21 protein-coding genes are annotated in these 24,120 nt (G+C 67.1%); 8 read left to right on the top strand and 13 right to left on the bottom strand.

Annotation, left to right across the window (positions count from 1 at the left end; translation table 11 throughout):
* Positions 1–7 precede the first annotated feature (7 nt).
* On the bottom strand, positions 8–439 hold the full coding sequence (locus ASE69_RS13585; protein ID WP_056053843.1) for a DUF3576 domain-containing protein: 432 nt from the start codon (positions 437–439) through the stop codon (positions 8–10).
* A 291-nt stretch (positions 440–730) separates the two neighbouring features.
* On the opposite strand from ASE69_RS13585, the gene ASE69_RS13580 reads away from it, so the two are divergent.
* Positions 731–1,438: a hypothetical protein gene (locus tag ASE69_RS13580; protein WP_192976718.1), complete on the top strand. Its 708-nt coding sequence runs from the start codon at positions 731–733 to the stop codon at positions 1,436–1,438.
* A gap of 153 nt (positions 1,439–1,591) precedes the next feature.
* Here the strand turns inward: ASE69_RS13580 and ASE69_RS13575 are convergent, their stop codons facing one another.
* Positions 1,592–2,128, bottom strand: coding sequence for a thiamine phosphate synthase (locus ASE69_RS13575; protein WP_235518774.1), 537 nt, complete (start codon positions 2,126–2,128; stop codon positions 1,592–1,594).
* 22 nt (positions 2,129–2,150) lie between these two features.
* Between ASE69_RS13575 and ASE69_RS13570 the strand changes: the two genes are divergently transcribed.
* Entirely contained in the window at positions 2,151–2,825 is a 675-nt protein-coding gene (locus ASE69_RS13570; protein WP_056487576.1) for a YggS family pyridoxal phosphate-dependent enzyme, read from the top strand.
* The gene (locus tag ASE69_RS13565; protein ID WP_200924174.1) at positions 2,822–3,502 is read left to right on the top strand and encodes an HAD family hydrolase; all 681 of its coding nucleotides are present in this window, start codon (positions 2,822–2,824) and stop codon (positions 3,500–3,502) included. Before ASE69_RS13570 ends, ASE69_RS13565 begins: the two co-directional genes overlap by 4 nt.
* Positions 3,503–3,635: 133 nt before the next feature.
* Here the strand turns inward: ASE69_RS13565 and ASE69_RS13560 are convergent, their stop codons facing one another.
* The 6 genes from ASE69_RS13560 to ASE69_RS13535 all read right to left on the bottom strand — a co-directional run bounded on the left by ASE69_RS13560 (position 3,636) and on the right by ASE69_RS13535 (position 11,012).
* The gene (locus ASE69_RS13560; RefSeq protein WP_162236888.1) at positions 3,636–4,115 is read right to left on the bottom strand and encodes a YdcF family protein; all 480 of its coding nucleotides are present in this window, start codon (positions 4,113–4,115) and stop codon (positions 3,636–3,638) included.
* Between the two features lie 29 nt (positions 4,116–4,144).
* Positions 4,145–5,191, bottom strand: a complete 1,047-nt coding sequence (gene ribA / locus ASE69_RS13555) for a GTP cyclohydrolase II (RefSeq protein ID WP_056487571.1) — start codon at positions 5,189–5,191, stop codon at positions 4,145–4,147.
* On the bottom strand, positions 5,188–5,970 hold the full coding sequence (locus tag ASE69_RS13550; RefSeq protein WP_056487568.1) for an exodeoxyribonuclease III: 783 nt from the start codon (positions 5,968–5,970) through the stop codon (positions 5,188–5,190). The genes ribA and ASE69_RS13550 overlap by 4 nt, the downstream gene beginning before the upstream one ends.
* Positions 5,971–6,374: 404 nt before the next feature.
* A complete protein-coding gene (locus tag ASE69_RS13545; RefSeq protein ID WP_056487565.1) occupies positions 6,375–7,004 on the bottom strand; it encodes a LolA family protein in 630 nt (209 codons plus the stop codon).
* An 81-nt stretch (positions 7,005–7,085) separates the two neighbouring features.
* A complete protein-coding gene (locus ASE69_RS13540; RefSeq protein WP_056487562.1) occupies positions 7,086–8,474 on the bottom strand; it encodes a carbohydrate porin in 1,389 nt (462 codons plus the stop codon).
* Positions 8,475–8,699: 225 nt separating this feature from the next.
* Positions 8,700–11,012, bottom strand: a complete 2,313-nt coding sequence (locus tag ASE69_RS13535; protein WP_056064299.1) for a DNA translocase FtsK — start codon at positions 11,010–11,012, stop codon at positions 8,700–8,702.
* Positions 11,013–11,156: 144 nt separating this feature from the next.
* On the opposite strand from ASE69_RS13535, the gene ASE69_RS13530 reads away from it, so the two are divergent.
* Entirely contained in the window at positions 11,157–12,371 is a 1,215-nt protein-coding gene (locus ASE69_RS13530) for a UbiH/UbiF/VisC/COQ6 family ubiquinone biosynthesis hydroxylase (protein WP_056487559.1), read from the top strand.
* Here the strand turns inward: ASE69_RS13530 and ASE69_RS13525 are convergent.
* The 5 genes from ASE69_RS13525 to ASE69_RS13505 all read right to left on the bottom strand — a co-directional run bounded on the left by ASE69_RS13525 (position 12,361) and on the right by ASE69_RS13505 (position 17,839).
* The gene (locus ASE69_RS13525) at positions 12,361–12,975 is read right to left on the bottom strand and encodes a DUF2238 domain-containing protein (RefSeq protein WP_056487557.1); all 615 of its coding nucleotides are present in this window, start codon (positions 12,973–12,975) and stop codon (positions 12,361–12,363) included. The genes ASE69_RS13530 and ASE69_RS13525 overlap by 11 nt on opposite strands.
* 87 nt (positions 12,976–13,062) lie before the next feature.
* Positions 13,063–13,722: an alpha/beta fold hydrolase gene (locus ASE69_RS13520; RefSeq protein WP_082453117.1), complete on the bottom strand. Its 660-nt coding sequence runs from the start codon at positions 13,720–13,722 to the stop codon at positions 13,063–13,065.
* 40 nt (positions 13,723–13,762) lie between these two features.
* Positions 13,763–15,064 (bottom strand): CitMHS family transporter, encoded by a 1,302-nt coding sequence (locus tag ASE69_RS13515; RefSeq protein ID WP_056487550.1) that lies wholly within the window; start codon positions 15,062–15,064, stop codon positions 13,763–13,765.
* A 217-nt stretch (positions 15,065–15,281) separates the two neighbouring features.
* Positions 15,282–16,763: an OprO/OprP family phosphate-selective porin gene (locus tag ASE69_RS13510; RefSeq protein ID WP_056487547.1), complete on the bottom strand. Its 1,482-nt coding sequence runs from the start codon at positions 16,761–16,763 to the stop codon at positions 15,282–15,284.
* Positions 16,760–17,839 carry an ABC transporter substrate-binding protein gene (locus tag ASE69_RS13505; RefSeq protein WP_056487544.1) on the bottom strand — a complete coding sequence of 360 codons (1,080 nt, stop codon included), beginning with the start codon at positions 17,837–17,839 and terminating at the stop codon, positions 16,760–16,762. The genes ASE69_RS13510 and ASE69_RS13505 overlap by 4 nt, the downstream gene beginning before the upstream one ends.
* A 91-nt stretch (positions 17,840–17,930) precedes the next feature.
* Here ASE69_RS13505 and ASE69_RS13500 point away from each other — a divergent pair, with 91 nt between their 5' ends.
* From ASE69_RS13500 to ASE69_RS13485, 4 genes are all read left to right on the top strand, one after another.
* Positions 17,931–18,596, top strand: a complete 666-nt coding sequence (locus ASE69_RS13500; RefSeq protein ID WP_056487542.1) for a response regulator transcription factor — start codon at positions 17,931–17,933, stop codon at positions 18,594–18,596.
* Positions 18,586–19,980 carry a sensor histidine kinase gene (locus ASE69_RS13495; protein WP_056487539.1) on the top strand — a complete coding sequence of 465 codons (1,395 nt, stop codon included), beginning with the start codon at positions 18,586–18,588 and terminating at the stop codon, positions 19,978–19,980. Before ASE69_RS13500 ends, ASE69_RS13495 begins: the two co-directional genes overlap by 11 nt.
* Before the next feature lie 90 nt (positions 19,981–20,070).
* The gene (locus ASE69_RS13490; protein WP_056487536.1) at positions 20,071–22,488 is read left to right on the top strand and encodes an EAL domain-containing protein; all 2,418 of its coding nucleotides are present in this window, start codon (positions 20,071–20,073) and stop codon (positions 22,486–22,488) included.
* Positions 22,489–22,626: 138 nt separating this feature from the next.
* A complete protein-coding gene (locus tag ASE69_RS13485) occupies positions 22,627–24,108 on the top strand; it encodes a PAS domain-containing protein (RefSeq protein WP_235518770.1) in 1,482 nt (493 codons plus the stop codon).
* The last annotated feature ends 12 nt before the right edge of the window (positions 24,109–24,120 follow it).

Here is a 24,120-nt window from a genome sequence, read left to right as displayed (position 1 = left end):
TCAGTCCTCAGCCCGCGATCGAGGCGCGGCGCAGGTCGCGGGCCTTGGTCAGGATGATGTCCTCGAGCTTCTGCGTGGTCGCTGCCTGGACCGGCGACGAGACCCACTGGCCGTTGCGATTGACTTCGCGCAGGGCAGCGACGCGCAGCGCATCGGCGCGCAGATCCTGGTCAAGGATCGAGACGGTGACCTTCATGCGCTCGGTCGGCGTCTGCGGATTGATGTACCAGTCGGTGACGATCACGCCGCCATTGGAGTCGGTCTGGAGCAGCGGCATGAAGCCCAGCGTGTCGAGGCTTGCGCGCCACAGGTAGCTGTTCACGCCGATCGTCGTGATCTTCGACGCGGCGAGATCCGCCTTGGGACGTGCCGATCCGCCGCCGCAAGCGACGAGAGGCAGGGCAAACAGCACGACTGCGATACGCGAGCGGCGGAACATGGGCATCATCCTGGCAAGAAAATCAGCCCTTGCTCTACAGGCGAGCCCGCGTGCCCGCAAGCAGACGCCGGCGTGCGCGACGAGCGTATGCGCGGGGGGCTGGCCGATCCGGGAAAGCGACCGATTCGGTAGCGCTATCGCGGCGATCTGTGTGCTGATTGCAACACTGTCCGACAATTCGGCGACGAAGGGTGGGAATGGGCGGTTCTGCGGCCTTTGCTGTGGATCAATTAATGTTAGATGCGGTTTAACAGGATCCGATTACGGGATTCGAAGGACAGATTCGTTGTGATGACGCGTGGGGGAATAGTTGGGGTGGTTGCCGGGGCGCTTGTCGCCACCGCCGCAATCGTCGCGCCTGCCTTTGGCGCTAGCGAACAGCCCGCCCGGATCGCCAAGCATAACGTCGCCGCGGTTCGCGGTATCGGATCGTTCACGCCGGCCGCTGCCGACCCCCGCCTTGCCGCGATGTTCGCGCGCGGTGGCTTCGACGCCGGCAGCTTCAAGTTCACGCCCGCCGAAACGCGCCAGGACAACCGCGCGGTGACCGTCGCGGTCCGTGCGCAGACCAACCGCGGTGTCGCGAACACGGCCAGCCTCGCTTCGACCACGCCGACCGTCGGTATTGCGCCGATCGCCTACAACCTCGGCATGTCGGTCGGGTGGAAGCGGTTCGCGATCTCGGGTGACGTGAACAAGCTTGATCTCGGCGTGATGCCGGGTGGGCGCGAGGCGGCTGACCTTGCGGTGAGCTATAGCGCCAAGCGCTTCAGCGGGACGGTGAAGGCTGCGGCGGATCGTCCGCTGTCGAGCGCGCCGCGCCTCGTCGAGGATGCGCCGAGCTATTCGGTCGATCTTGGCGGGTCCTACGCTCTGACGCGTAGCCTCGCGGTGACGGCTGGCGTGCGGTACCGGTCGGACCGCGAGCGCTTCGTGAAGGTCGATGATGACCGTCGTGACAGCCAAGCCGTGTACCTGGGCACTGCGTTCCGGTTCTAAGCGTCCGACAGAGCGAGGCTCGTCGGAAACAGAGACCGATAGTAGCTAGCTGGATTGGGGTGGTGCGCAACTCTCCCTTCCCGTCATCCTGACGAAAGTCAGGATCCAGTGCCATGAGACGCAGTGATCGGTTACTCTGTATCCTGACTTTCGTCAGGATGACGGCGTACTAGGCATCCAGGCATCGATCGCGGCCCAGCCGTGGAAGCCGAAACGCTGGATGCGCCGCCAGCGCAACTCGCTCATTCCGCCTAGCGCGATCATCGGTATCCCCCCGAGTCCCCGTCCGATCCGCATAGCCCGCGCCGGACCGATCCCCGCCGTGCCGTCGTGCGATTGGGTGGGATGGATCGGCGACACGAACAGGGCAGCAGCCCCAGCGCGCTTGCCAGCCAAGGCCTCGCCTCTCGAATGCGCTGGCCAGGTTCTGATCCCGTGAGTCTTTCCTCGACCATGCACACCGTTGGCCGCGATCACAGGCTTTCCGGCCACCACGACGACTAGCCGGCGCGCTTGCGCGATGCGAATAACCCGCCGCAGCAATACCCGCCGATCTCGCTCGGGCGTGGCATAATGCCGGAACACCACCCCTGATCCGGGGGGCAATCGCCTCAACGCACGCCACAAGGCGTCGCCCATCCGCTCGTCGGTCATCAGCCAGCGCGCGGGAATGGGGTTACGACGGGCCACGCCGCTGCCTATAGCGCGCCGCATGATTGCTGACGACACCACCAAATTGCAGGCCATCCGCACCCGGATCGCCAAGGCCGCCGAGATCGCGGATCGCCGCGCGGACGACGTGACGCTGATCGCTGTCTCCAAGACGCATCCGGTCGAGGCGATCGAGCCGCTGCTCGCCGAGGGCCAGCGCGTGTTCGGCGAGAATCGCGTGCAGGAAGCGTCGGAGAAATGGCCGGCATTGCGTGCGGCGTATCCCGACGTCGAGCTGCACCTGATCGGGCAGCTCCAGTCGAACAAGGCAGCCGAGGCAGTGGCGTTGTTCGACTGCATCCATGCGGTCGATCGCCCGTCGCTGGTCGCCGCGCTGGGGAAGGCGATGGAGGCGAGCGATCGTCGGCCGGACTGCTTCCTTCAAGTCAACATCGGCGATGAGCCGCAAAAGGGTGGGTGCGCGATCGCGGACCTGCCCGCGCTGGTGGAGCAGGCGCGCGCCGCCGGTTTGCCGATCGCGGGACTGATGTGCCTGCCGCCCGCGGATATCGAGCCGGCGCCGTATTTCGCGTTGCTCGCAAAGCTGGCGCGTGATCACGGGCTGACTGGGCTCAGCATGGGCATGTCCGACGATTTCGAGACCGCGGTGACGATCGGCGCGACTCACGTCCGGATCGGCAGCGCGTTGTTCGGCGCGCGGGGGACGGGCGTGTGAGCATTCCAGTTCGGTTCGATGCGCTGCTGTTCGACTTCGACGGCGTGCTGATCGACAGCGAAGCCGTCGGCAATCGCCACATCGCGGAATGGCTGACCGCCGCGGGGCACCCGACCAGCGCCGAAGATTCGATGGCGAACTTCATGGGGCTTGCCGGGCCTCAGTTCATCGACGCGATCGAGCGCTGGATCGACCGGCCGCTGCCCGAGGAGTTCTACGCCGCGCGGAAGGCCGAGGACGAGCGGGTGATGGCGGCTGGCGTCGATGCGATCGAGGGCGCGGTTGCGTTCGTCCGCTCTCTCCCTGCCGATTTGCCCAAGGCGATCGTTTCGTCGAGCCCCGTCTCGTGGATCGCGCGGCATCTGGAGCATATCGGCTTGCGCGATGCGTTCGGTGATCACCTCTATAGCGGGCGGGAGCATGTGACGAACGGCAAGCCCGCGCCTGATCTGTATCTGTTCGGCGCGCGGCAACTTGGCGTCGATATTGCGCGGACGGCTATCCTTGAGGATTCGCCTGTGGGTGCGACTGGGGCTGTGGCTTCGGGGGGCTATGTTATCGGCTTGTCGGCGGGGTCACATTGCAATGCCGAGCATGGTGCGCGGTTGAAGGCGATCGGTGTCGATGCGCTGGCGGAGAGTTTTGAGGACGTCGCGCGGTTGATCGAGGCACACTAGCGGCTTGCCCCGTCATGCCAGAGTGACGGAGAAGGTATCGGGGCTGCAAAACCGTTTTCCTGCGAACGCAGGAATCCAGGGTAACCACGGACTGGGCTCGGTACCCTGGGCTCCTGCGTTCGCAGGAGAACCGCTAGCCCCGCTTACGCCGCCAGATCGCACCGATCCCCGCAACCAGATCATACGGAATTGCCGCCGCTTCCCGCGACCGCATCTTGAGCTGGTACCGCCGGCTCCCGCCATGCGGCACGTGGATCGCACTCGCGGGCATGCCGAGCATTGCGAACAGCATACGGATGCGCGGCTGGTGATAACCGTCGGTGCAGATCATGCACTGCGCATAGTGGCCCGCGCGCGCGAACGCGGTCGCGGCCACGACACTCTGCAACGTATCCACGCTCACCTCGTCGAGATGGATTCGCGAACGATCGACCGTCTCGGCGAGCACACCCGCCATCACCGACGCTTCGGACGGGCCATGCGTCCCCTTCGCGCCGGAGCAGAACAGGTCCGCATCGACGTAGCGCGCCGCCGCCGCCGCTGCGAACGCGATGCGGCGGGCGAGGGTGGGGCTCGGGCTGCCGTCGGGACGAACCGCCGCGCCGAACACCACGATCAGGCGTCTTGAGGGTGGGATATCGGTCAGAACTGATGCCCCGTGCGGTCGCGCTTGGTGGCGAGATACTGCGCGTTGTGCGGGTTCGACGGCAGGAAATGCGGCACGCGTTCGATCACCGTCACGCCAGCCGCTTCGAGCCCGGCGACCTTGGCGGGGTTGTTGGTCAGCAACCGTATTTCGCGCTGGCCGAGCAGCGTCAGCATCCGCGCCGCCACCCCGAAATCGCGCGCGTCGACCGCGAAGCCAAGTCGCGTGTTCGCATCGACCGTGTCGAACCCCTGGTCCTGCAACGCATACGCGCGCAGCTTGTTGACCAGGCCGATCCCGCGGCCTTCCTGTCGCAGATAGAGCAGGATCCCCCAGCCGCCATGCTGGATCGCGTGGATCGCGGCGTGCAACTGTGGCCCGCAGTCGCATTTTAGGCTGCCGAGCACGTCGCCCGTCAGGCACTCGCTGTGGAGGCGGACGAGCGGCGGCTGGCCGTTGGGCTGGCCGATCAGCAGCGCGATGTGCTCGTCTGCGCTTTCGGGGCTACGGAAGGCGACGATCTCCGCATCCTCGGCGCCCTCGACCGGAAGCCGCGCGCGTGCCGCGAGTGTCAGTCGGTTCGCATCTTCGTGTGCGTCTATATCGGCAGTGGTTATGCGGACCTCGGGTTCGCCCGTGCCGAGGAAGAACGCCGGCAGCAATCCCGCGATCCGGGCAAGTCGCAAGGCAGCTGCCGCCGCGTCCGGATCGGCGAGCGGGAGCGTCTGGAACGGACCCTTGAGGGGGGTGGCCAAGTCGAATTGCGGATCGGCCAGCGCGGTCGCGGCGGCGAAGTCGATCCAGGGGGCGCGATCGACGAGCACGGGCTCGGTCGGATCCGCGGCCGGGAGCTGGTTCGCGAGCTTCAACGTTGCCGCGCGGCCCGACGAGATCAGCACGCTGCCACTCGCTTCGGGATCGAACGCCGCCAACCGCTCGGCATCCGCCGTCTCGACGGCGAGCAGCACCAGCCCGTCGATCGCGATCGGCCAGCCGCGGCGCAGCGCGTCGACCGCGCGTGCCGCTGCGCGAGGATTACTCAAAACGCGAACTCGGTCATGATCGGGACGTGGTCGGACGGCTTCAGCCAACTCCGGCAGCGTTCGTAGACGTGATGCGACACCGCGGCTTCGGCCGCGGCACCGGTTGCCCACATATGATCGAGCCTTCGCCCGCGATCCGAGGCTGCCCAATCCTTGGCTCGGTAGCTCCACCAGGTGAACAGGCGGGCGGGGGCGGGGTGGAAATGGCGGCCGAGATCGACCCAGTCGCCTGCCGCCTGCAACTTCCCGAGCGCCTCGACCTCGATGGGAGTGTGGCTGACGACGTCGAGCAACTGCTTGTGGCTCCAGACGTCCGATTCGAGCGGGGCGATGTTGAAGTCGCCGACCAGGATGGTGGGGCCGGGGAGGGTTTCCGACCAGGTCGTCATGCGCTCGATGAAGTCGAGCTTCTGGCCGAACTTGGGGTTCACCTCGCGATTGGGAACATCGCCGCCGGCGGGGACGTAGACGTTCTCGAGCCGCACGCCGTTCTCCAGCCGGACGCCGATGTGGCGCGCCTCGCTGTTCGCCTGCCAGTCGAACCGGTCGTCCTCGACGATCGGCACACGGCTCAGGATCGCGACGCCGTGATGCATGCGCTGGCCGTGCAGGACGATGTGTTCGTAACCAAGCGCGCGGAACGCCGCCAACGGGAAGTCGCCGTCGATGACCTTGGTCTCCTGCAGGCACAGGATGTCGGGCTGCTCGTCGCGCAGAAACTGTTCGACGATGGGGATCCGGAAACGGACCGAGTTGATGTTCCAGGAGACGATCTTCACCGGCGCGATGTAGCGTTGCGGGGGGGTGGGGACAAGGAAGCGTCTGAAGCGCAACGGTCTCCCATCCCTGAAAGGGAGGGGCAGGGGGTGGGTCGGTTTCCACGCATCCGACGCTTCGGTTTTAGAAGGTCAGAAGGCGCCACGGGCAAAGCCCATGTCGTCGACCGGGCTATCGCCCGTCGGCCGCGCTCGAGCGAGTCAGGCAGATCTTTTTGCCTGCCGCTCTACGCGAAAGACCCCCGCTCCGGGGGCATGGAGCGAGGGCCAACTCAGCGTTCGTCACGCAGGCAAGAAATGGGGAAACCATCCGGGCAACAGGGGGAAAAATCCCGAATGCCCCACATCCGCGAGCCACTCTCTAGGAGGCCGAACCTGTCGCTTGCATGAATGACACGAATTTTATGTTATTTTCTTACACCCGTGCGGCGCGGATCGTTCCAGCGGAAGCTGTTGTCGCTGACCGGTTCACCAAACTTCTGGTTGGTCAGGCGGATCGTCGTCCGGTTGTTCTGGCTGTCGAGTGCGACCCAGCCCTGCAGCATTAACCCGCCCGGCGCGCTCGCGTTGCGGACGAACACCAACGTGATCCGGCCATATTCGGGGTGCTTGGGATCGTTCGCCTCGACCGACGTGATTCGCTGGTCGTAGCCGGGGACGAGTTTCGCATACCGCGTGATGTCGCGGGTCGGATCGAGCAGCACGCCCAGCGGCGAGTTCTTGATCGGCCAGCGCTGCACCTGCTTCACCGAATAATCGATGAAGGTCAGCGCGCCGCCCTCCGCGACGATCAGGATCGGCACGCCCTTTTCGTACTGGAAGCGCAGCTTGCCGGGCTTTTTCAGCGTCAGCACGCCGGTCAGCACCTTGCCGTTGCGATCCGCCTGCGAGAAATTCGCGGTCATCGTCTCGACCGATTGCAGGTGCTTCTGCACAGCCGCGAGATCACCGGTCGCCTGCGCGGCGATCGGCGCGGGCACGGCGGCGACGGACAAAGCGGCGATCGTCGCGATCACCGCGGGGCGGGTATTGAACATCGAAATCTCCTCAAGGCGCGACCGTTGCCCGCCCGCGCTTGAACCGCCACTGAATTCGGCGGGTTCCGCCAGAGCGTACGGCTACAGCGTAATCGCGCCCTTCAGCCCGAGCACCGCGACGTCGTTCGCGTCGTGCACGCCGCCGGGGTTGTGGATGAACTGAACGTTCGGGCGCAACTCGAGCCACTTGGTCGGGTGGACGCTGTAATAGATTTCCGACGCGTATTCCGCATCCTGCACCGCGGGCCGCGCCGGATCGAGTGCCTGGCCCTTCGCTACGCGTCCGTTCACGTTGGTCCGCGCCACGCCGAAGCCGAGGATGTCATTCGGCCGCCACGGCACCAGCCCCTTGTAGAACAGCCCGGCAGCGATCTGGTTGTCGGTGGTCGAGGTGGCGCGGTCGGCCTGCGTCGCGTTGAGGAACACGCTGAGCCCGGTGACCGACTTGCCGTCCTTAGACGTGCCGGTGACCTGTTGCTGGATGTTGAAATACACGCCGTAGCGCGCGCTGCGGCGGAGCGGTTCGAGGCCGGTGATCGCGATCGGCCGGCGGTTCAGGTCGTAGAACACGTCGTCGCCGTTCGAGGTATTGACCCAACCGCCGACCTTGTACGCGCCGACCCGGCCGTCGTCGTCGCCGCGCCGCCATTCGGCCTCGACGGGGATCAGCGCGCCGGTTGCGCCGTGGAACCGGCCGATCACGAAGTCCTTTTCGAGGTTGCGCGGGTTCACTTCGTAGGCGGCGGTCTTCAGCGTGAGGTGATCGTTGACGTCGTAGCGCAGCCGCGCGCCCCATTGGCTGACCGGCCAGTTCTGCCAGTAATCGCCATTCAGATTCCCCGGCGGCGCACCGCAAAAGCTGAGGTTCTGGAAATAGCACGAGAAGGACGCGAAATCTTCGCCCGGATTGGTGCGGCCGATCTTGAGTTCGAGCTTTTCGCCAAGTTTCTGCTCGTACCAGAATTGCGTGAGGCGGACGGTCTGGCCGCGGCCGTACACTTCCTGCACCTGTTGCAGCACGCCGAGATTGGCGTCCGCACCCAGATCGCGGCCACGGCGGTAGGTGACGGTCGCCTGGAACGCACCGCCCCTGAGGCCGACGACCTTGTCGAGATCGAGGAGCACGCCGACGTCGAACTGACCGGTCTCGCGCAGCAGCTTCCGGTCGCCGCCGGAAAAATTATACGCGCTTTCCGAGGCATAGCGCGCGCTGAGCCCAATACCGCGATCGGCCAGTCGTTTGCGGATATTGAACCAGTCGGCGAACAGGCCGGGGGGCGGTGTACGCTGCGTATCGGCGGTCAGCGCAGAGGGTGAGAGATCGCTGTCACGGCGCACGCCGGAGCGCGGGCGGTGCTGCGTGTCGGTCGCACTGCTGCCGGGGGTCTGCTTGGCGGTATCCTGCGCGGAGACCTGACCGGGTATTGCGAGCGTCAACGCTGCTGCTGCACAGAACCGCCAATTTCCCATAACGCCCACCTGTTTTTCGTAACCTGTATCAATCCCGTATACCGGGCCTTCGCAGTCCGAAACCCTCGACAAGCCAAGGGATTCCAGGAATTCTCCCCCGCCAGGGGGAGGTGGCACCGCAGGTGACGGAGGGGGAGGGCACGGAGCCGAGGTGGTGGCTTGCCTCCCCCTCCGTCTGGCAAGTGCCAGCCACCTCCCCCTGGCGGGGGAGGATCGAGTCCGACGCTAGATCGCATGCCCCTCGGTATCGCGCAGCACTTCGCGGCGGCCGACATGATCCGGGCGACCTACGATGCCGTCCTTCTCCATCCGCTCGATCAATCGCGCAGCCGAGTTGTAGCCGATCCGCAACTGGCGCTGCAGCCACGAGGTCGACGCCTTCTGCGACTCGCACACCAGCTGGATCGCCTGGCGATATTGCTGGTCCTCCGCGGAGTCTTCACCGGTCGGCGAGCCCTCCAGCGCAAAGCTCTCCTCAGGCTCCTCAGTGACGGAGGAGATGTAATCCGGCAGCCCCTGCGAGCGCCAGTGATCCGCCACCAGCCGCACTTCGTCGTCGGTCACGAACGGCCCGTGGACACGGACGATGCCCTTGCCGCCGGGCATGTAGAGCATGTCGCCCTTGCCGAGCAGCTGCTCCGCACCCTGCTCGCCGAGGATGGTGCGCGAATCGATCTTCGAGGTGACGTGGAAGCTGATCCGGGTCGGCAGGTTGGCCTTGATGACGCCGGTAATGACGTCGACCGACGGCCGCTGCGTCGCCATGATGAGGTGGATGCCCGCCGCGCGTGCCTTCTGCGCGAGCCGCTGGATGAGGAATTCGACTTCCTTGCCCGCGGTCATCATCAGATCGGCAAGCTCGTCGACGATCACCACGATCTGCGGCAAAACGTCGTATTCGAGCTTCTCCTCCTCGTACATCGGCGCGCCGGTGTCGGGATGATAGCCGGTCTGAACTTTCCGTCCGAGCGGCTGCCCCTTGGCCTTCGCGCCGCGCACCTTGTCGTTGAAGCCGGCGAGGCTGCGGACACCAACGGAGGACATCTGGCGATAGCGGTCCTCCATCGTCTCGACCGCCCATTTCAGCGCGCGCACTGCCTTGGCCGGATCGGTGACGACCGGCGACAGCAGGTGCGGAATGTCGTCGTACATGCTCAGTTCGAGCATCTTCGGATCGATCATGATCATCCGACACTGATTCGGCGTCAGCTTGTACAGCAGCGACAGGATCATGCTGTTCAGGCCGACCGACTTGCCCGAGCCGGTGGTGCCCGCGACCAGCAGATGCGGCATCGGCGCGAGATCGGCGATCACCGAATCGCCCGCGATGTTCTTACCCAGGATGATCGGCAACTGCGCCGACTGGTCCTCGAACGTCTGGCTGCCGACGAGTTCGTGCAAGCTCACCGCCTCGCGCCGGGCGTTGGGCAGCTCGATCCCGATGACGTTGCGCCCTGGGATCACCGCGACGCGTGCCGAAATGGCGGACATGTTGCGCGCGATATCGTCGGCCAGCGCGATCACGCGGCTTGCCTTGATGCCGGGCGCGGGCTCGAGTTCGTACATCGTCACGACCGGACCCGGCCGCACTTCGATGATCGATCCCTTCACGTGGAAATCGTCGAGCACGTTCTCGAGCAGCCGTGCGTTGCGTTCGAGCCCGGCCTTGTCGATCACATTGCCCTGGCTCGGCGGCGACGGCGTCAGCAGGTCGAGGCTCGGCAGCGTGAAATTGTCGCGCAGGTCGAGCGACGACTGGCGCTCCTTGGGTTTCGCCTGCGACGGCGCGTTCTGGCGATCCGCGATCACCGGGGCAGGGCGCGGGTCGGGCTCTGCCACGGCACGCGGCTCGACCGGTTTCCGGGTCAGAGTCAGCGGCTCGTCGTCGTCTTCGTCGATCTCCGCAAAGCCGTCATAGCCCAGCGCCTCGGTGCGGTTGCGGCGGGGGAGGCGCCATTTGCGCTCGCCGAGATCGATCTCGATGCTCTTGCCCCAGACGATCGCGCCCGCAATCGCCGCGACCAGCCCGATCGCGCGCGCGGACCAGAGTTCGGCGACCGGCTGGCCGATGAAGCTCAACGCCCAATGCACCGCGCTGGACACCGACAGGCCGATCACGCCGCCCCAGCCGGCGGGGAGCGCGAGCACCGACGTGCCCGACACGAACGCCAGCGCGCTCGCCATCAGTGCGACGCCTATCGCCGCGCCGCGCACCATCCGCACCCAATGCCCCAGCGGCGCGTCACGCCACAGTCGCATCCCGAGAATCGGCCCGATCGGGAGCAACAGCGCGACGGCGGGTCCGAACAGCGTGAGCGCGATATCGGCGAACCACGCCCCCGGCGGCCCGACCAGATTGGCGGGGTCGCCGCCCGACGCGGTGTTGAGCGCGGGGTCGCTCGGGTGATAGCTCGCCAGCGCCAGCGCCATCAGCAGCGTGCCGACGAACAAGGCGATCGCCGCGATCAGCGCGCCGCTGCGGACGGCACCCGCCTTCACCGTCTCACGCCACAAGGCTGGCTGCGCGCGGCTGGCCATGACCCGTATTCTCCAGATTCACTTTGATAGTGATCTTGCATCGCGCTGGGTTGCTCGGACGTCAAGCAACCACGCTGAAACACGGGTTAAACCGCGTCGGGAACGTCGTTGGCAGCGACCGGCTGGCGGGATAAAGCGGGCGCCATGGACACAGATGTAATCATCCTCGGTGGCGGGCTGGTCGGTGCGACGCTCGCCGTGGCGCTCGACGTGCACGGCATTTCGACGATCGTGATCGACCCCGCGGACCCCGCGGTGACGCTCGCGCCCGGCTTCGACGGCCGCGCCTCGGCAGTCGCAAGCGCCAGCCACCGCATGCTCGACGCGATCGGCATCGGCGCGACGCTGGCGGGGCAGGGCTGTGCGATCCGCCAGATCCGGGTGAGCGACGGCCTCGAACCCGGCGCGCTCGATTTCGTCCCCGCCGCGGACGATGGCGCGCTCGGCACGATGTACGAGAACAAGCTCCTCCGCCGCACGCTGTTCGACGCCGCGACCGCCGCAGCGCATGTCGACCTCCGCATGCAGACGCGCGCGACGACGGTCGACCGTGCCGAATCGGGCGTCACCGCCACGCTGGACTCGGGCGACGTCATCCGCGCGCCGCTGTTGATCGCCGCGGAGGGCCGCAACTCGCCGACGCGCGAGGCCGCCGGGATCACGATCGCGCGCTGGTCGTACGAGCACACCGCGATCATCGCCGCGTTCCACCACGAACGCTCGCACGAGGACGTCGCGTACGAGATCTTCTACGCGAGCGGCCCGTTCGCGCTGCTCCCGCTGCCGGATGACGCCGATGGCCATCGCTCGGCGATCGTCTGGACGGTCGACGCGAAGAACGCCCCCGGCATGCTCAAGCTCGGCGACCGCGCGTTCCTCGCCGAAGCGGAAAAGAGCATGGGCGGCTTCCTCGGCACGCTGTCGATGGCGACGCCACGCTCGTCCTACCCGCTCGGCTTCCACCACGCCGCGCGCATCACCGACACGCGGCTCGCGCTGGTTGGGGACGCAGGCCACGGCATCCACCCGATCGCGGGGCAGGGGCTTAACCTCGGCTTCCGCGACGTTGCGACGCTCGCCGAAGTGCTGGTCGAGGGCAAGCGGCTCGGCCTCGATCTCGGCGACGCGGCGCTGCTCGCGCGGTATCAGCGCTGGCGCGGGCTCGACACGTTCATGACCGCAGCCGCCACCGACACGCTCACCCGCCTGTTCGGTCTCCCTGGCAAGACCGCCAGCGCCGTCCGCCGGTTCGGCATCAGCGCTGTCAACGCGATCCCGCCGCTCAAGGACCGCTTCATGGCGGAGGCACGCGGTGAAAGCGGCGATCTCCCGAAGCTGTTGCAGGGCCTCAAGGTCTGAGGCGGGCAATCTGCCTGTCGTGAACGCGGGATAGCAGGAGCAATGCGAGTATGGCGCCGACCAGGCACATCAGCATGTCCCACTGCGTATCCCACGGGTCGCCCTGCGTCCCGAGAAACGCGTCCGCGCCTTGGCCGAGCGCGACGGCGGCGCCGAACTCGATCAGTTCGTACAAGGCGCTGACGGACAGGCAGTAGGCGAGGACGGTGACCGTCAGCAGTCGGCGCGACGCGATGCTGCCGGTCCGGATGAGGATCTCGCGCAGGACGATCGCGGGCACGAAGCCCTGCATCAGATGGCCGAACCGATCATACGGATTGCGCGCAAGATGCAGCCAGTCCTGCACCGCGAAACCGATCGGTACGCGGGCATAGGTGTAGGCGCCGCCCAGCATGAGAACGAGGCCGTGGAGCGCGATCAGCACGAGGGCGAGCGTCGTGAACGCGAAGCTGCGTCGCAGAGCGACCAATATGGGGAAGGCGATGAGGACGGGTGCGATCTCCATCCACCACGTCGCGCGGTCGGCGGGGGCCCAGCCGGATGCCAAGAGCCCGATCGACCACAGGATTGCCAATACGCGAAGCCGGTGGTCGGTCGAGGTCATGATGCGCTTTCGTCGAAGGGCAGGGTCCGTGCCGACCGTTGAGCGAACGACGCCTGCACGGTCCTGGCAGAGGGCCCTCCTAGTTGATCAGCCGGTCTTCAACCACTGGCGGAGCAGCGCGGTGACTTCGCCGGGACGCTCCATCGGTGCGAGGTGGCCGCAGGAGCGCAGCATGTGGAACTGCGACCCCTCGATCCGCGCACTCAGCGCCCGTGCGTCGTCGGGGGTGCAGATCAGGTCGCGGTCGCCGACCGCCACCAGCGTCGGGACGTGGATCGCGGCGATCGCCTCGCTGATGTCGGGACGGGCGAGCAGCGCGCGTTGCTGGCGTTCGAAGACGGTCTGGCCGACGCGTTCCGCCATCGCCTGTGCGGGGCCGGCGACGATCGCGGTCAGGCGCGGGTCGGCGTGCGGTGCGGTGGCGAGTAGGCCCTGGCCGACAACGGTACGCGGGCGGACCTCCATCGACGCGCGGGTGCCGAACAGCGCGATCCGCTCGATCCGGTCGGGGGCTTGGCGCACCATCTCCATCGCGACGTAGCCGCCGAGGCTGACGCCCGCGACAGCGAACCGCGGCGGTGCGCTGGCGAGCACGCGTGCGGCCATTTCGGACAACGTATCGTCCTGCGACAGGTCGCCGAACTCGACCTGTGCGACGGCGGCGAGGTCGACGATCTGGCGCGCCCAGAGCTGCCCGTCGCAGCCCATCGCGGGGAGCAGCATCAACGGTGTACGCGGTCGGACCATGCGAAATCTCCGGTAGCGGCGGGTTGCGGGGATGCTCACGTCAGGCGACGAACGGGAAGGCGAGCGCGATCATGCCGACGATCGTCATCACGACGCAGACGGCGATCGCGGGCACGAGCGTGAAGCGCTGGTGATCGGCGAGGTCGATCCCGACCAGGCTGACCAGCAGATAGGTCGACGGCACCAGCGGGCTGAGCAAATGGACCGGCTGGCCCATCAGCGACGCGCGCGCGATCGCCTCGGGCGCGACGCCGTAATGCGCGCCGGCCTCGGCGAGGATCGGCAGCATCCCGAAATAGAACGCGTCGTTCGAGATGAAGAAGGTGAACGGCATGCTCAGCACCGCGGTGATCGGCGCCATGTACGGCCCGAACGCGGGCGGGATCACGCCGACCACCGCCTTGCTCATCGCTTCGACCATGCCGGTCCCGCCCAAAATGCCAGTGAAGATGCCTGCCGCGAAGATCAGCGACACCACCGCCAGCACGTTGCCGGCATGCGCGGAGATGCGCTCCTTCTGGTCGGCGACGCCGGGGTAATTGACGATCATCGCGATCGCGAACGCCAGCATCATCAGCACCGACAAGGGCAGGATGCCCCAGACCAGCAAAGTCAGCAGCGTGATGACGAGCGCGGCGTTGAACCAGATCAGCTTCGGGCGGCGTGCCTCGGGATATTGCGAGACGGCCATGCCGGTGAACTCGGTGTCCGCGGTGATCCCCGCTTCACCCATCCGCACGCGCTCCTTGCGCCCGAAATACACGGCGAGGCCGATCAGGAAGGCGAGCCCTGCGATCATGCCGGGGATCAGCGGCAGGAACAGCGTCGCCGGATCGAGCTTCAGTGCGCTCGCCGCGCGCGCGGTCGGCCCGCCCCACGGCGTCAGGTTCATGATCCCGCTCGTCGTCATCAACAGGCAGACGAGGTACAGCCGGTTCATGTTGAAGCGCTTGTAGAGCGGCAACAGCGCGGCGATCGTGATGATGTAGGTGGTCGAGCCGTCGCCATCGAGGCTGACGAGCGCGCACAGCACGACCGTCCCGATCAGGATTCGCATCGGATCGCCGTGGACCATCCGGATCAGCCGTCCGACCAGCGGATCGAACAGGCCCGTGTCGGTCATCGTCGAGAAGAACAGGATCGCGAACAGCAGCATGACGCCGGTCGGCGCGAGGTTCTTGATGCCGTCGATCATCATCGGGCCGAGGCCCGCGGCCTCGCCCGCGAACACGCCGAAGATCGACGGAATCACGATGAGCGCGACCAGCGGCGTCATCTTCTTGGTCATGATCAACGTCATGAACGTGGCGACCATCAGGAAGCCGAGCAGGGCAAGGTTCATCGCATCGTCCTAGGAAAGGGCGTGAATAGGGTTGGCGTAGTGTCGAATACGGGCGCCCAACGCCGACCAGTCCGGGTCGACGGACGCGCTATCTTCTCCGTCATGCCGGGCTCGTTCCGGCATCCACGGCACCGCAAAATCATGAGAGTTTGGCTTGCGGAACGGTGGACCCCGGAACCGGTCCGGGGTGACGGAGGGGTGTTGGCGACTGCCAGCATCAGAACGTCACCCCGACGCGGGCGCTGAGGGTCTGGCCGCTGTCGTTGCCGACATAGTCGCCGGCGCGGTTGTCGGTGTTCCACTGGATCGCGTTCACCTGGAAGCGGGTGAAGGAGTTGAGGTACCAGTTGACGCCGACGGTCGCCGCCCAGCCGTCGCCGCCGGTCAGCAGATTGTCGAAATCGAGGCTTTCGTAGCGTGCAGTCAGCTCGATCGCACCGACCCCGCCGTCGAACGTAGGCTTCAACACCTTGGGTTGGCCGAAGCTGCCGAGCCGCGGGTTGTACGGCGGCAGGTCGCCGGTCAGGAACAGCCCGCCCGAGACGCTCCACGCCTTGCTGACGAAATCGGGACGCCCGCCGTCGAGCCGCGCGTTGCGGCGGCCCGCTTCGCCCATCACCCACAACGGACCGCGATAGCCGCCGAGCTCGACCCCGTAGCCGGTCGTGCCGGTGCCGCCGATCAGCGGCCCGGTCGACACGCGCAGCGCGCCGTTGAAGCGGCCGCCGATCACCGTGTTGCGGGTCAGCGTGCCCGCGACCGAGGAGAGCGACTCGTCGAAGCCCCACGCGCCGATGTGCAGCACGCCGGTATCGGACTTGATCGGGTTCCAGTGCGCGCGGCCGAGCACCGTGCGGCTGTCGCCGACGGTCTGCGTGCCGTCGATCCGGTCGCCGGTAATAGTCACCGATGCGTGGCCGGTCTTCCAGAAGATGCGCGGCATCACGCCGATGCCGTAGAAGCCGCGCTGCGGGATGATCGCGGTGGCGACCGTGGTGCGCTCCAGGAACGGGGTCGAATCCGAGCCGGTTGAGCCTTCGAAGCCGCGATCGTTGAACAGGTGGCCGGCGCGGACGTCGTAGTCGAGGCCCGGCTTGATCTTGTTGCGCCAGCCGACGAACGCGGTGACGACGTCGACCTCGTTCTCCGAGAAATCGCTCTCGAACTGGTAGAAGAAATGCGTGCCGACGCCGCCTTCGAGACCGAGGCGGAGTGCGCGCATGCCCGTCGTCGTGATGTTGCGGCCGTCATATTTCGAGCCGAAGCTCGAGCTGACGTCGGTCAGGATGCGGCCGCGCGGCTTGAACGTGTAGACGCCGTCCGCCGAGTGGAACACGGGCAGGCCGGCGCCCCACTCGGTGGTCACGCCCGACGGATTGTCGCGTGCGGCGACCGCCTGCGCGACGCTGCGATCGGCGGGGCCGGGAGGGGCCAATTGCGGCGCGAACGGCAGGGTGCGGCGCGGCTCGTTGTTCTGCGCGACTGCCTGCGGTGCCGGCTGCAACGGGGCTGCGGGAACGGACGCCTGCGCGACGGCGGCGTTGTTCTCCAGCCGATCGAGACGCGACTTCAGCGCCGCGATCTCGGCGGCCTGCGCACGCACCAGTGCGGCGAGGTCGGCGTCGGTCGGAGCTTGGGCCAGCGCCGGAGTCGCGGTGATCAGCGCGAGTGCGGCGCACCCGGTACGGAAGAGAGTCATTGTTGGGCTCCGGTGGCGAGAATCGCGGTCCAGTCGCGCAGGAAACGCTGGCGCTTGACGCGGTCGAGGTTGACGAGAAGTTGCGGGCCGACGCGGATCGGCCGGGCCTGTGCTTGGGGGAGACGGCGGGCAGCAACGTCGGTGCGGACCGGCCACAGGCTGCGCCTGGCGAGCAGCGACTGACCCTCGCGCGACAGCAGGAAATCGAGGAACAGCTTGGCCGCCGCCGGATGCGCGGCCTCGCGCGCGATGAACGCGATCCGCGAGGTGACGATCGTATAGTCCTGGAGGAACGCGACGCCGATGCGGGGATCGGTCCGCGCCCGTTCCACCGCGTAGGAGCCGATGACGTTGTACGCGATCGCCTGCCGCCCCTCGGCGACGCCGCGCAGCATCGGCTCGCTGGTCCGCGACAGCACGGGCTTGGTCGCGGCGATCGCCTCGAGCAACGACCGCGTGTCGCGCGTGATCGCGAGATCCTCCGACAGGTACAGATAGCCGACATTCGAGCGCGCCGGATCGAACGTGGTCACCCGGCCTGTCAGGGCGCGCGCATTCTTCCGCAACCATGTCTCCAGCGCGGCGTGCGTGCGCGGCATCTGTCCGGCGGGCACGAGACGCTTGTTGTAGACGATCCCGATCGGCTCCGCGGTGACGCCGAAGCCCATGTTCTTCCACACCGATACGGGCGGCAGCGCGGGCTTTTCCGGGCTCGCATAGCCTTGCGCGAAGCCGTCGTTGATCAGCTTCACCTGGAGGTCCATCGCCGACGACCAGACGAGGTCGGCGGACATGCGGCGCGCGCGCGTCTCGGTGACGAAGCGGCGGTACATCTCGGTCGAGCCGATGTCCGCGTACAGCACGGTAATGCCCGGATAGCGCTTCCGGAATGCTGCAACGACCGGCAGCAGCTCGGCGCGATCGGCATTGCCATAGATCCGCACTTGTCGCTCGACGCGCGCGTCGGAGATCAGCTGGTCGTAGGAGCGCGGGTAGTTGGCAGGGCGCTGCGCCACGACGGCGGTCGCGGTGAAGCTCGTAGCCAGCAGTGCGATCTTCAGAAAAATTCGTGCCATCGTCACTCTCCTCGCCTTCCGTCTCTGTGTTCGGATAGACTGCAACGGTGGAGTACGAACCGAACCTGTCACCAACCTTTCATGGTTTTTCATGCGCATCCTGCTGATCGAGGACGACGCGGCGTTGGCGCGCAGCATCGCGGCGTTGCTGCGTGCGGGCGGTAATGCGGTCGATCACGTGGCGACGGGCGAGGACGCGTTGTCGGTGGTGGCGGGGGAGCCGTATGCGCTGGTGATCCTCGACGTCGGGTTGCCGGGCATCGACGGGTTCACCGTGTTGGAGACGCTGCGGCGGCGCGGTGAGCGGGTGCCGGTGTTGATGCTGACCGCACGCGATGCGCTCGACGACCGCGTGCGCGGGCTCGATCTCGGCGCCGACGATTATCTGCGGAAGCCGTTCGATCCCGAAGAGCTGGAGGCGCGCGTTCGGGCGCTGGGACGGCGGCGGGGCGGCGATCCGCTGCCGGTGCTCAGTGTCGGTACGCTGACGATCAACCGCTCGACCGGCGACGCGGACATCGCCGGTCGTGCGCTTGATCTGCGTCGGCGGGAGCGCGCGGTGCTGGAGGCACTTGCAACCCGAGCAGGCCGGGTCGTTCCCCGCGCGTTGCTGATCGGTGAGGTGTTCGGGTTCGACGAGCCGGTCGGCGACAATGCGATCGAGGTCCATGTCACGCGGCTGCGGGGAAAACTTGCGCCCGACGGCCCCGGTATCCGCACCGTCCGCGGGGTCGGCTATATGCTCGATGCCGGCTGAGACTCGAACGCCAGCGCTACGCACGCGCCTGCTGGTCGCGGTGCTCGGGCCGTTGCTGGCGGCGGCGATCCTGATCGGCGTGGTCGGTGCGACGCTGATCGCCGACGTCGTCCGCCGCACCAATGACCGCGTGCTCGGCGGTGCGCTCGGCGCGATCGCGGAGACGGTGCAGGTCGAGCGCGGCGAGGTGACGCTCGATCTGCCGTCGGCGGCGTTCGGGATGCTGGAGAACACCGAGCGCGACAACGTCTATTACCGCGTCGCCGTCGGCCCGGACCTGCTGACGGGCTATGCGGATTTGCCCGCCCCCGATCCTGCGACGCTCGACATCGACGTGCCGCGCTATCGCTTCGCGCGCTACCGCGGCCAGCAGATCCGTATCGCCGAGGTCCGCCGCTCGCTCCCCCGGATCGACAAGCCCGTGATCGTGCAGATCGCCGAGACTCTCGACAACCGTGGTGCGCTCACCCGCCGCCTCATGCTGGCGTTGCTGATCGGCGAATGCGTTCTCGTGGGCGCGGCGGCACTGCTCATCCGGCCTGCGTTAGGCTGGAGCCTCCGCCCGCTCGCCCGCCTCCGCGGTGCCGTCGAAGCACGTGATGGACGCGCTCGCCCCGATTTCTCGCCGCTCGATACCGGTCCGCTCCCGAGCGAACTCCGCCCGCTCGCCGGTGCGTTCGACCGCCTGCTGGCGCAGCTCGACACCGCGACCGTCGGCGTCCGCCGCTTCACCGCCGACGCATCGCACCAGATGCGCACGCCCCTGTCGGTGCTGAAGGTCCAGGTCGCACTCGCTCGTCGCGGCTCGGGTCCCGAGCGCAGCGTCGCGCTCGACGAGATCGCCGACGCGGTGGTGCGCCTCGAACGCCTGGTGACGCAGTTGCTGGCGCTGGCGCGCGCCGAGGAGGCCGGGGTGTCCGCGCCCCTCGAGGCGGTCGATCTGCGCGAAGTGGCGGTGGCGGTCATCACGCGACAGATCAACCGCGCGATCGAAGCCGGCATCGACCTGACGATCGAGGGCGACCCCGAGGTCAGCCACGTCGTTCCCGGCCACCGCACGCTGATCTTCGAGATCGTATCGAACCTGATCGACAACGGCATCCGCTACAACCGGCGCGGCGGCACCGTGTCGGTGAGGCTCCGGACGACGCCGTCGGAAACGACGATCGCGGTGGTCGACGATGGGCCGGGGATACCGATCGACCAGCGCGAGATGGCGTTCGACCGGTTCGTCCGGCTCGGCGCGACTGGGAGTCCGGAGGGAAGCGGCCTCGGCCTGGCGATCGTGCGGTCGGCAGCGACTCGCCTCAACGCGACCGTGGCGTTCGGCGAGGTGGCCAGTGGCACGAGCGTGATCCTGCGGTTCTTTCACGCGAACGAGTAACCTGCATCAACGCGGCTCGACAGGCGGGCAGCGGCGCGTGCCTTTTCGTTAAGGTGTTCGTGTCACTCGGGAAAAAACGACCGAGCGACCATGCTACCCACTCTCTTTAATCTCCATTTCCAGCATTCGGGCTATCTGGTCGTCGTCGCGATCGGCATCTGCCTGACCGCGAGCTGGTCGGTGTCGCTGCTGACCACCGACATGGCCAACGCCCCGCAGCGCGAGCCGTTCGGCTGGCGGCACGGTGCGCTGGCGCTGGCCGCCGGGCTGGGGGTGTGGGCGACGCACTTCATCGCCATCCTCGCATACCGGCCCGACCTGCTGCTGCGCTACGACCCGTTCGTGACGACGGTGTCGGCGCTGGTCGGGATACTGACCGTCGGCGTGCCGATCGTCGCGATCACGCGGTTGCGATCGCACAAGGGGCGGATCGTCGCCGCGGGTGCGGCGGGGGCGGGGATCTGGTGCATGCACGCGGTCGGCATCACCGGCATGACCGACTGCATCCACGTCTTTTCGTGGCCGACCAATGTCGCCGGGCTGGTGATGGGGACGCTGCTGCTGTCGTCGTGGCAGATCAACCGTGGCTGGTCGCGCTCGCGGCCGATCGGGTGCCTGGTGTTCGCGCTGTCGATCTGCGTCACGCATTTCCTGTCGCTGTCGGGCGACCTCGTCCTCGGCAGCATCAACGACGTGCCCGGCAGCGTGTTGTCGCCTGGGCTGGTCGCGGCCTGCATGACGTTCGCGGTGTCGGTCACGTGCCTCGGCAGCCTGCTGACCTTCGCGCGCTTCAAGACGACGCGCGAGGAAGAGGCGCAGACGCTGAAGTCGGTGATGGAGAGCATGTCCGACGGGCTGGTGTTCATCGACCGCGAAGGCCGCCTGCGTCATTTCAACCGGCGTTTCCTCGACCTGTTCAACACGCCGGTCGACGCGATCGGCCCAGGGCTGACGATCGACCAGTTCCTCGACGTCATCGCGACATGCCGCGGCTGGGCGGCGGAGAAGCGTACGCTGGTCGGGGGCGCGATGAAGCAGTGGGTGCAGCTCGACGACGACTTCGACCGCGAGTGCGAGATGGAGGATGGCCGCACGTATCAGATGCAGTGCCGGTCGATCCCGCGACAGGGCATCGTGCTGACGTTCAACGACGTCAGCGCCGAACGCCGTGCGCTCGATAACCTCACGCATCTCGCCTATCACGACCCGCTGACCGGACTGCGCAACCGCCGCGCGCTGCGCGAGGAGAAGGAGGCGCGGATCGGTCTGGGCAAGCCGTTCTCGCTGCTGTTGATCGATCTCGACGATTTCAAGCGGATCAACGATGCGTATGGCCATGCGGTCGGCGATACGTTGCTGATCCATGTCGCGGCCGAGCTGACGAGCCTGTTGCCCGACGACAGCTTCGTCGCGCGGATGGGCGGCGACGAGATCGCGATCATCGCCACGCAGCTCGGCGATGCGGCGACCGCGCTGGCCGACACGATCGTCGTCCGGCTGAGCGCGCCGGTGATCATCGACGAACGCCGGCTGCTGCCCGGGTGCAGCATCGGCATCGCCGGGTTCGCCAACGACCTGACCCCCGACGAACTGATGAAGCGTGCCGACATGGCGCTGTACGAGGCGAAGCGACGCGGGCGCCGGCGTGCGCAACCCTATGTCTCGGGCCTTGCCGAACGCCTGGTCGAACGGCAGCACATCACCGACGACCTGTACGAGGCGGTGCAGAATGGCGGCTTCTCGCTCGCGTTCCAGCCGGTGGTGGCGCTGTCGTCGGGCATCACGACGGGATACGAGGCGCTGATCCGCTGGAACCACCCGACGCGCGGCTGGATCTCGCCCGATACCTTCATCCCGATCGCCGAGGATTGCGGCCTGATCGAGGAAATCGGCCGGTGGGTGATCATGGAAGCGTGCCGCCAGCTGGCGGGCTGGTCCTCCCACCTCCACGTCGCGATCAACGTGTCGGCGGGACAGCTGAAGTCGGACGCGCTGCTGCACCACCTGACGCAGGCGATCCTGGTCCACGGTGTCGCGGCGGAGCGGGTCGAGGTCGAGATCACCGAGACCGCGCTGATCGACGATGCCGCGCGCACGGCGGCGATGCTGGCGCGGATCCGCAGGACCGGGATCAAGGTCGCGCTCGACGATTTCGGCACCGGCCAGTCGTCGCTCGCGCATCTTCGCGATTTCCAGTTCGACCGGATCAAGATCGACCGGAGCTTCGTGATCGAGGCGGGCTCCGACGCGCGGTGCATGGCGGTGCTGCGCGCGACCGTCGCGATCGGCCAGGAACTCGGCGTCCTCACGCATGCGGAGGGGGTCGAGACGCGCGAACAGCTCGAATTGCTGCGCTCGATCGGGTGCGACGCGGTGCAGGGCTATCTGGTCGGGCGACCGGTCGTGCCGTTCACCGATGCGGTCGACACCCTCGTGCCAGCGGCGGTGGGCATGGGTTCGAGCCCGATCGGCGGAGAGGCGGCCGCCGTTGCGCGGATCGCCGCCTGACGGCGTATCGGCAGATGCGTGGCGCGATCGCGTCGCGTTCGTGCGTTCTCCCGCCACGCACCCCGGCGGTGGAAATGCTTCGGCGCAATGACGGTATGCTATTGTCGACGCGCGAGACTTTGGGTAGCAAATACTTGCTTGGAACAGAGTAAGAACCAGACGTCCTTGCGGGACGAGGATGCCGATCATACGCTGATCCTGGCGGCATTCGGCCGTTCGCTCGACGCGGCGGATCCTTTCGTGGTCGGATTCAACGAAGCGATCCTGCCTATGGCGATCAGCGATCCGACGCTTCCCGACAACCCGATCATTCACGTGAACGCGGCGTTCGAGCGCTTGACCGGCTATGCCCGCGACGAGGTGGTCGGGCGGAATTGTCGGTTCCTGCAAGGGCCGGAGACGTATCCCGAGGACGTGTCGCGGCTGCGGGATGCGATCGGGCGGTCCGAGCGGCTCGAGATCGACCTGCTCAACCACCGCAAGGACGGGACGCCGTTCTGGAACCGGCTGCTGGTCGCGCCGGTGTTCGATCGCAGCCGGCATCTGCGCTATTACGTCGCGTCCCAGCACGACGTGACGCTCGAACGCGAAACGCTCGCGCTGCTGGAGGCCGAGCAGCGCGAGCTCGAGGCGTCCGCCGCGGAGACTCAGGTTCGGCTCGCGGACAGCGCCGCGCGGCTGCAATTCGCGTTGAAGGCGGGGCGGCTGGGCGCGTGGACCTTCGATCCCGCCAGCCAGCATCTCGACGCATCGGATGGCTGCAAGATCGTCTTCGACTATGATCCGGGCGCGGCGTTCGGTTATCCCGAGTTCCTCGAAACGATCCATCCGGAGGATCGCCCGCGCGTCGTCGAAGCGATCCAGGAGACGATCGCGACGGGATGCGACTACGACATCGAATACCGCATCGTGACGCCGACGGGCGAGGTTCGCTGGGTCGCGATCCGCGGCGAATTGCTGACGCGCGCGGATGGCACGGCGCTGTCGATGACCGGCTTCTCGACCGACATAACCGAGCGCAAGCGGACCGAGGAACATCGCGCGCTGCTGGCGGGCGAACTGACGCACCGGGTCAAGAACACGCTCGCGACGGTCAGCGCGATCGTCAACCAGACGTTGCGCGATGCCGCGTCCATGTCCGAGGCGCGCGACACGATCGGTGCGCGGATCGGATCGCTGGCGGTCGCGCACGACCTGTTGCTGCGCGACGAGGTCGAGGGTGCGACGATCGCGGATATCGTGACCGGGGTGATGGCGCCGTTCGATGATGGCGGCGGTCGCCTGTTCTCGGTCGAGGGGCCGCATGTCCGGCTCGAGCCGCGCGTGACGCTCGCCTTGTCGATGGCGCTTCACGAACTGGCGACCAACGCCGCCAAATATGGCGCGCTCCACGTCGCGGGCGGGCATGTCACGATTTCATGGAGCGTCGGCATCGGTGAAGGCGGACGCCGGCTGGCCTTCATGTGGGAGGAGACCGGCGGCCCGGTGGTCACCCCGCCGACGCGCACCGGTTTCGGATCGCGGATGATCGAACGCGTGCTCGCACAGCACATGCGCGGCACCGCCCGGATCGAGTATCGCGACACCGGCGTCGTCTTCACGATCGATGCACCGCTCTAGGCTCGCTTGCGT

It is taken from the genome of Sphingomonas sp. Leaf208 (genome assembly GCF_001421415.1).
GTDB lineage: Bacteria > Pseudomonadota > Alphaproteobacteria > Sphingomonadales > Sphingomonadaceae > Sphingomonas.
This window is presented reverse-complemented; position numbering and strand designations above follow the sequence as displayed.

What these genes read in the sequence shown, in the direction of transcription:
- ASE69_RS13585 (WP_056053843.1), bottom strand. Translation starts at nt 439, where the DNA reads ATGTTCCGCCGCTCGCGTATCGCAGTCGTGCTGTTTGCCCTGCCTCTC.
- ASE69_RS13580 (WP_192976718.1), top strand. Translation starts at nt 731, where the DNA reads ATGACGCGTGGGGGAATAGTTGGGGTGGTTGCCGGGGCGCTTGTCGCC.
- ASE69_RS13570 (WP_056487576.1), top strand. Translation starts at nt 2,151, where the DNA reads ATGATTGCTGACGACACCACCAAATTGCAGGCCATCCGCACCCGGATC.
- ASE69_RS13545 (WP_056487565.1), bottom strand. Translation starts at nt 7,004, where the DNA reads ATGTTCAATACCCGCCCCGCGGTGATCGCGACGATCGCCGCTTTGTCC.
- ASE69_RS13540 (WP_056487562.1), bottom strand. Translation starts at nt 8,474, where the DNA reads ATGGGAAATTGGCGGTTCTGTGCAGCAGCAGCGTTGACGCTCGCAATA.
- ASE69_RS13535 (WP_056064299.1), bottom strand. Translation starts at nt 11,012, where the DNA reads ATGGCCAGCCGCGCGCAGCCAGCCTTGTGGCGTGAGACGGTGAAGGCG.
- ASE69_RS13530 (WP_056487559.1), top strand. Translation starts at nt 11,157, where the DNA reads ATGGACACAGATGTAATCATCCTCGGTGGCGGGCTGGTCGGTGCGACG.
- ASE69_RS13525 (WP_056487557.1), bottom strand. Translation starts at nt 12,975, where the DNA reads ATGACCTCGACCGACCACCGGCTTCGCGTATTGGCAATCCTGTGGTCG.
- ASE69_RS13520 (WP_082453117.1), bottom strand. Translation starts at nt 13,722, where the DNA reads ATGGTCCGACCGCGTACACCGTTGATGCTGCTCCCCGCGATGGGCTGC.
- ASE69_RS13515 (WP_056487550.1), bottom strand. Translation starts at nt 15,064, where the DNA reads ATGAACCTTGCCCTGCTCGGCTTCCTGATGGTCGCCACGTTCATGACG.
- ASE69_RS13510 (WP_056487547.1), bottom strand. Translation starts at nt 16,763, where the DNA reads ATGACTCTCTTCCGTACCGGGTGCGCCGCACTCGCGCTGATCACCGCG.
- ASE69_RS13505 (WP_056487544.1), bottom strand. Translation starts at nt 17,839, where the DNA reads ATGGCACGAATTTTTCTGAAGATCGCACTGCTGGCTACGAGCTTCACC.
- ASE69_RS13500 (WP_056487542.1), top strand. Translation starts at nt 17,931, where the DNA reads ATGCGCATCCTGCTGATCGAGGACGACGCGGCGTTGGCGCGCAGCATC.
- ASE69_RS13495 (WP_056487539.1), top strand. Translation starts at nt 18,586, where the DNA reads ATGCCGGCTGAGACTCGAACGCCAGCGCTACGCACGCGCCTGCTGGTC.
- ASE69_RS13490 (WP_056487536.1), top strand. Translation starts at nt 20,071, where the DNA reads ATGCTACCCACTCTCTTTAATCTCCATTTCCAGCATTCGGGCTATCTG.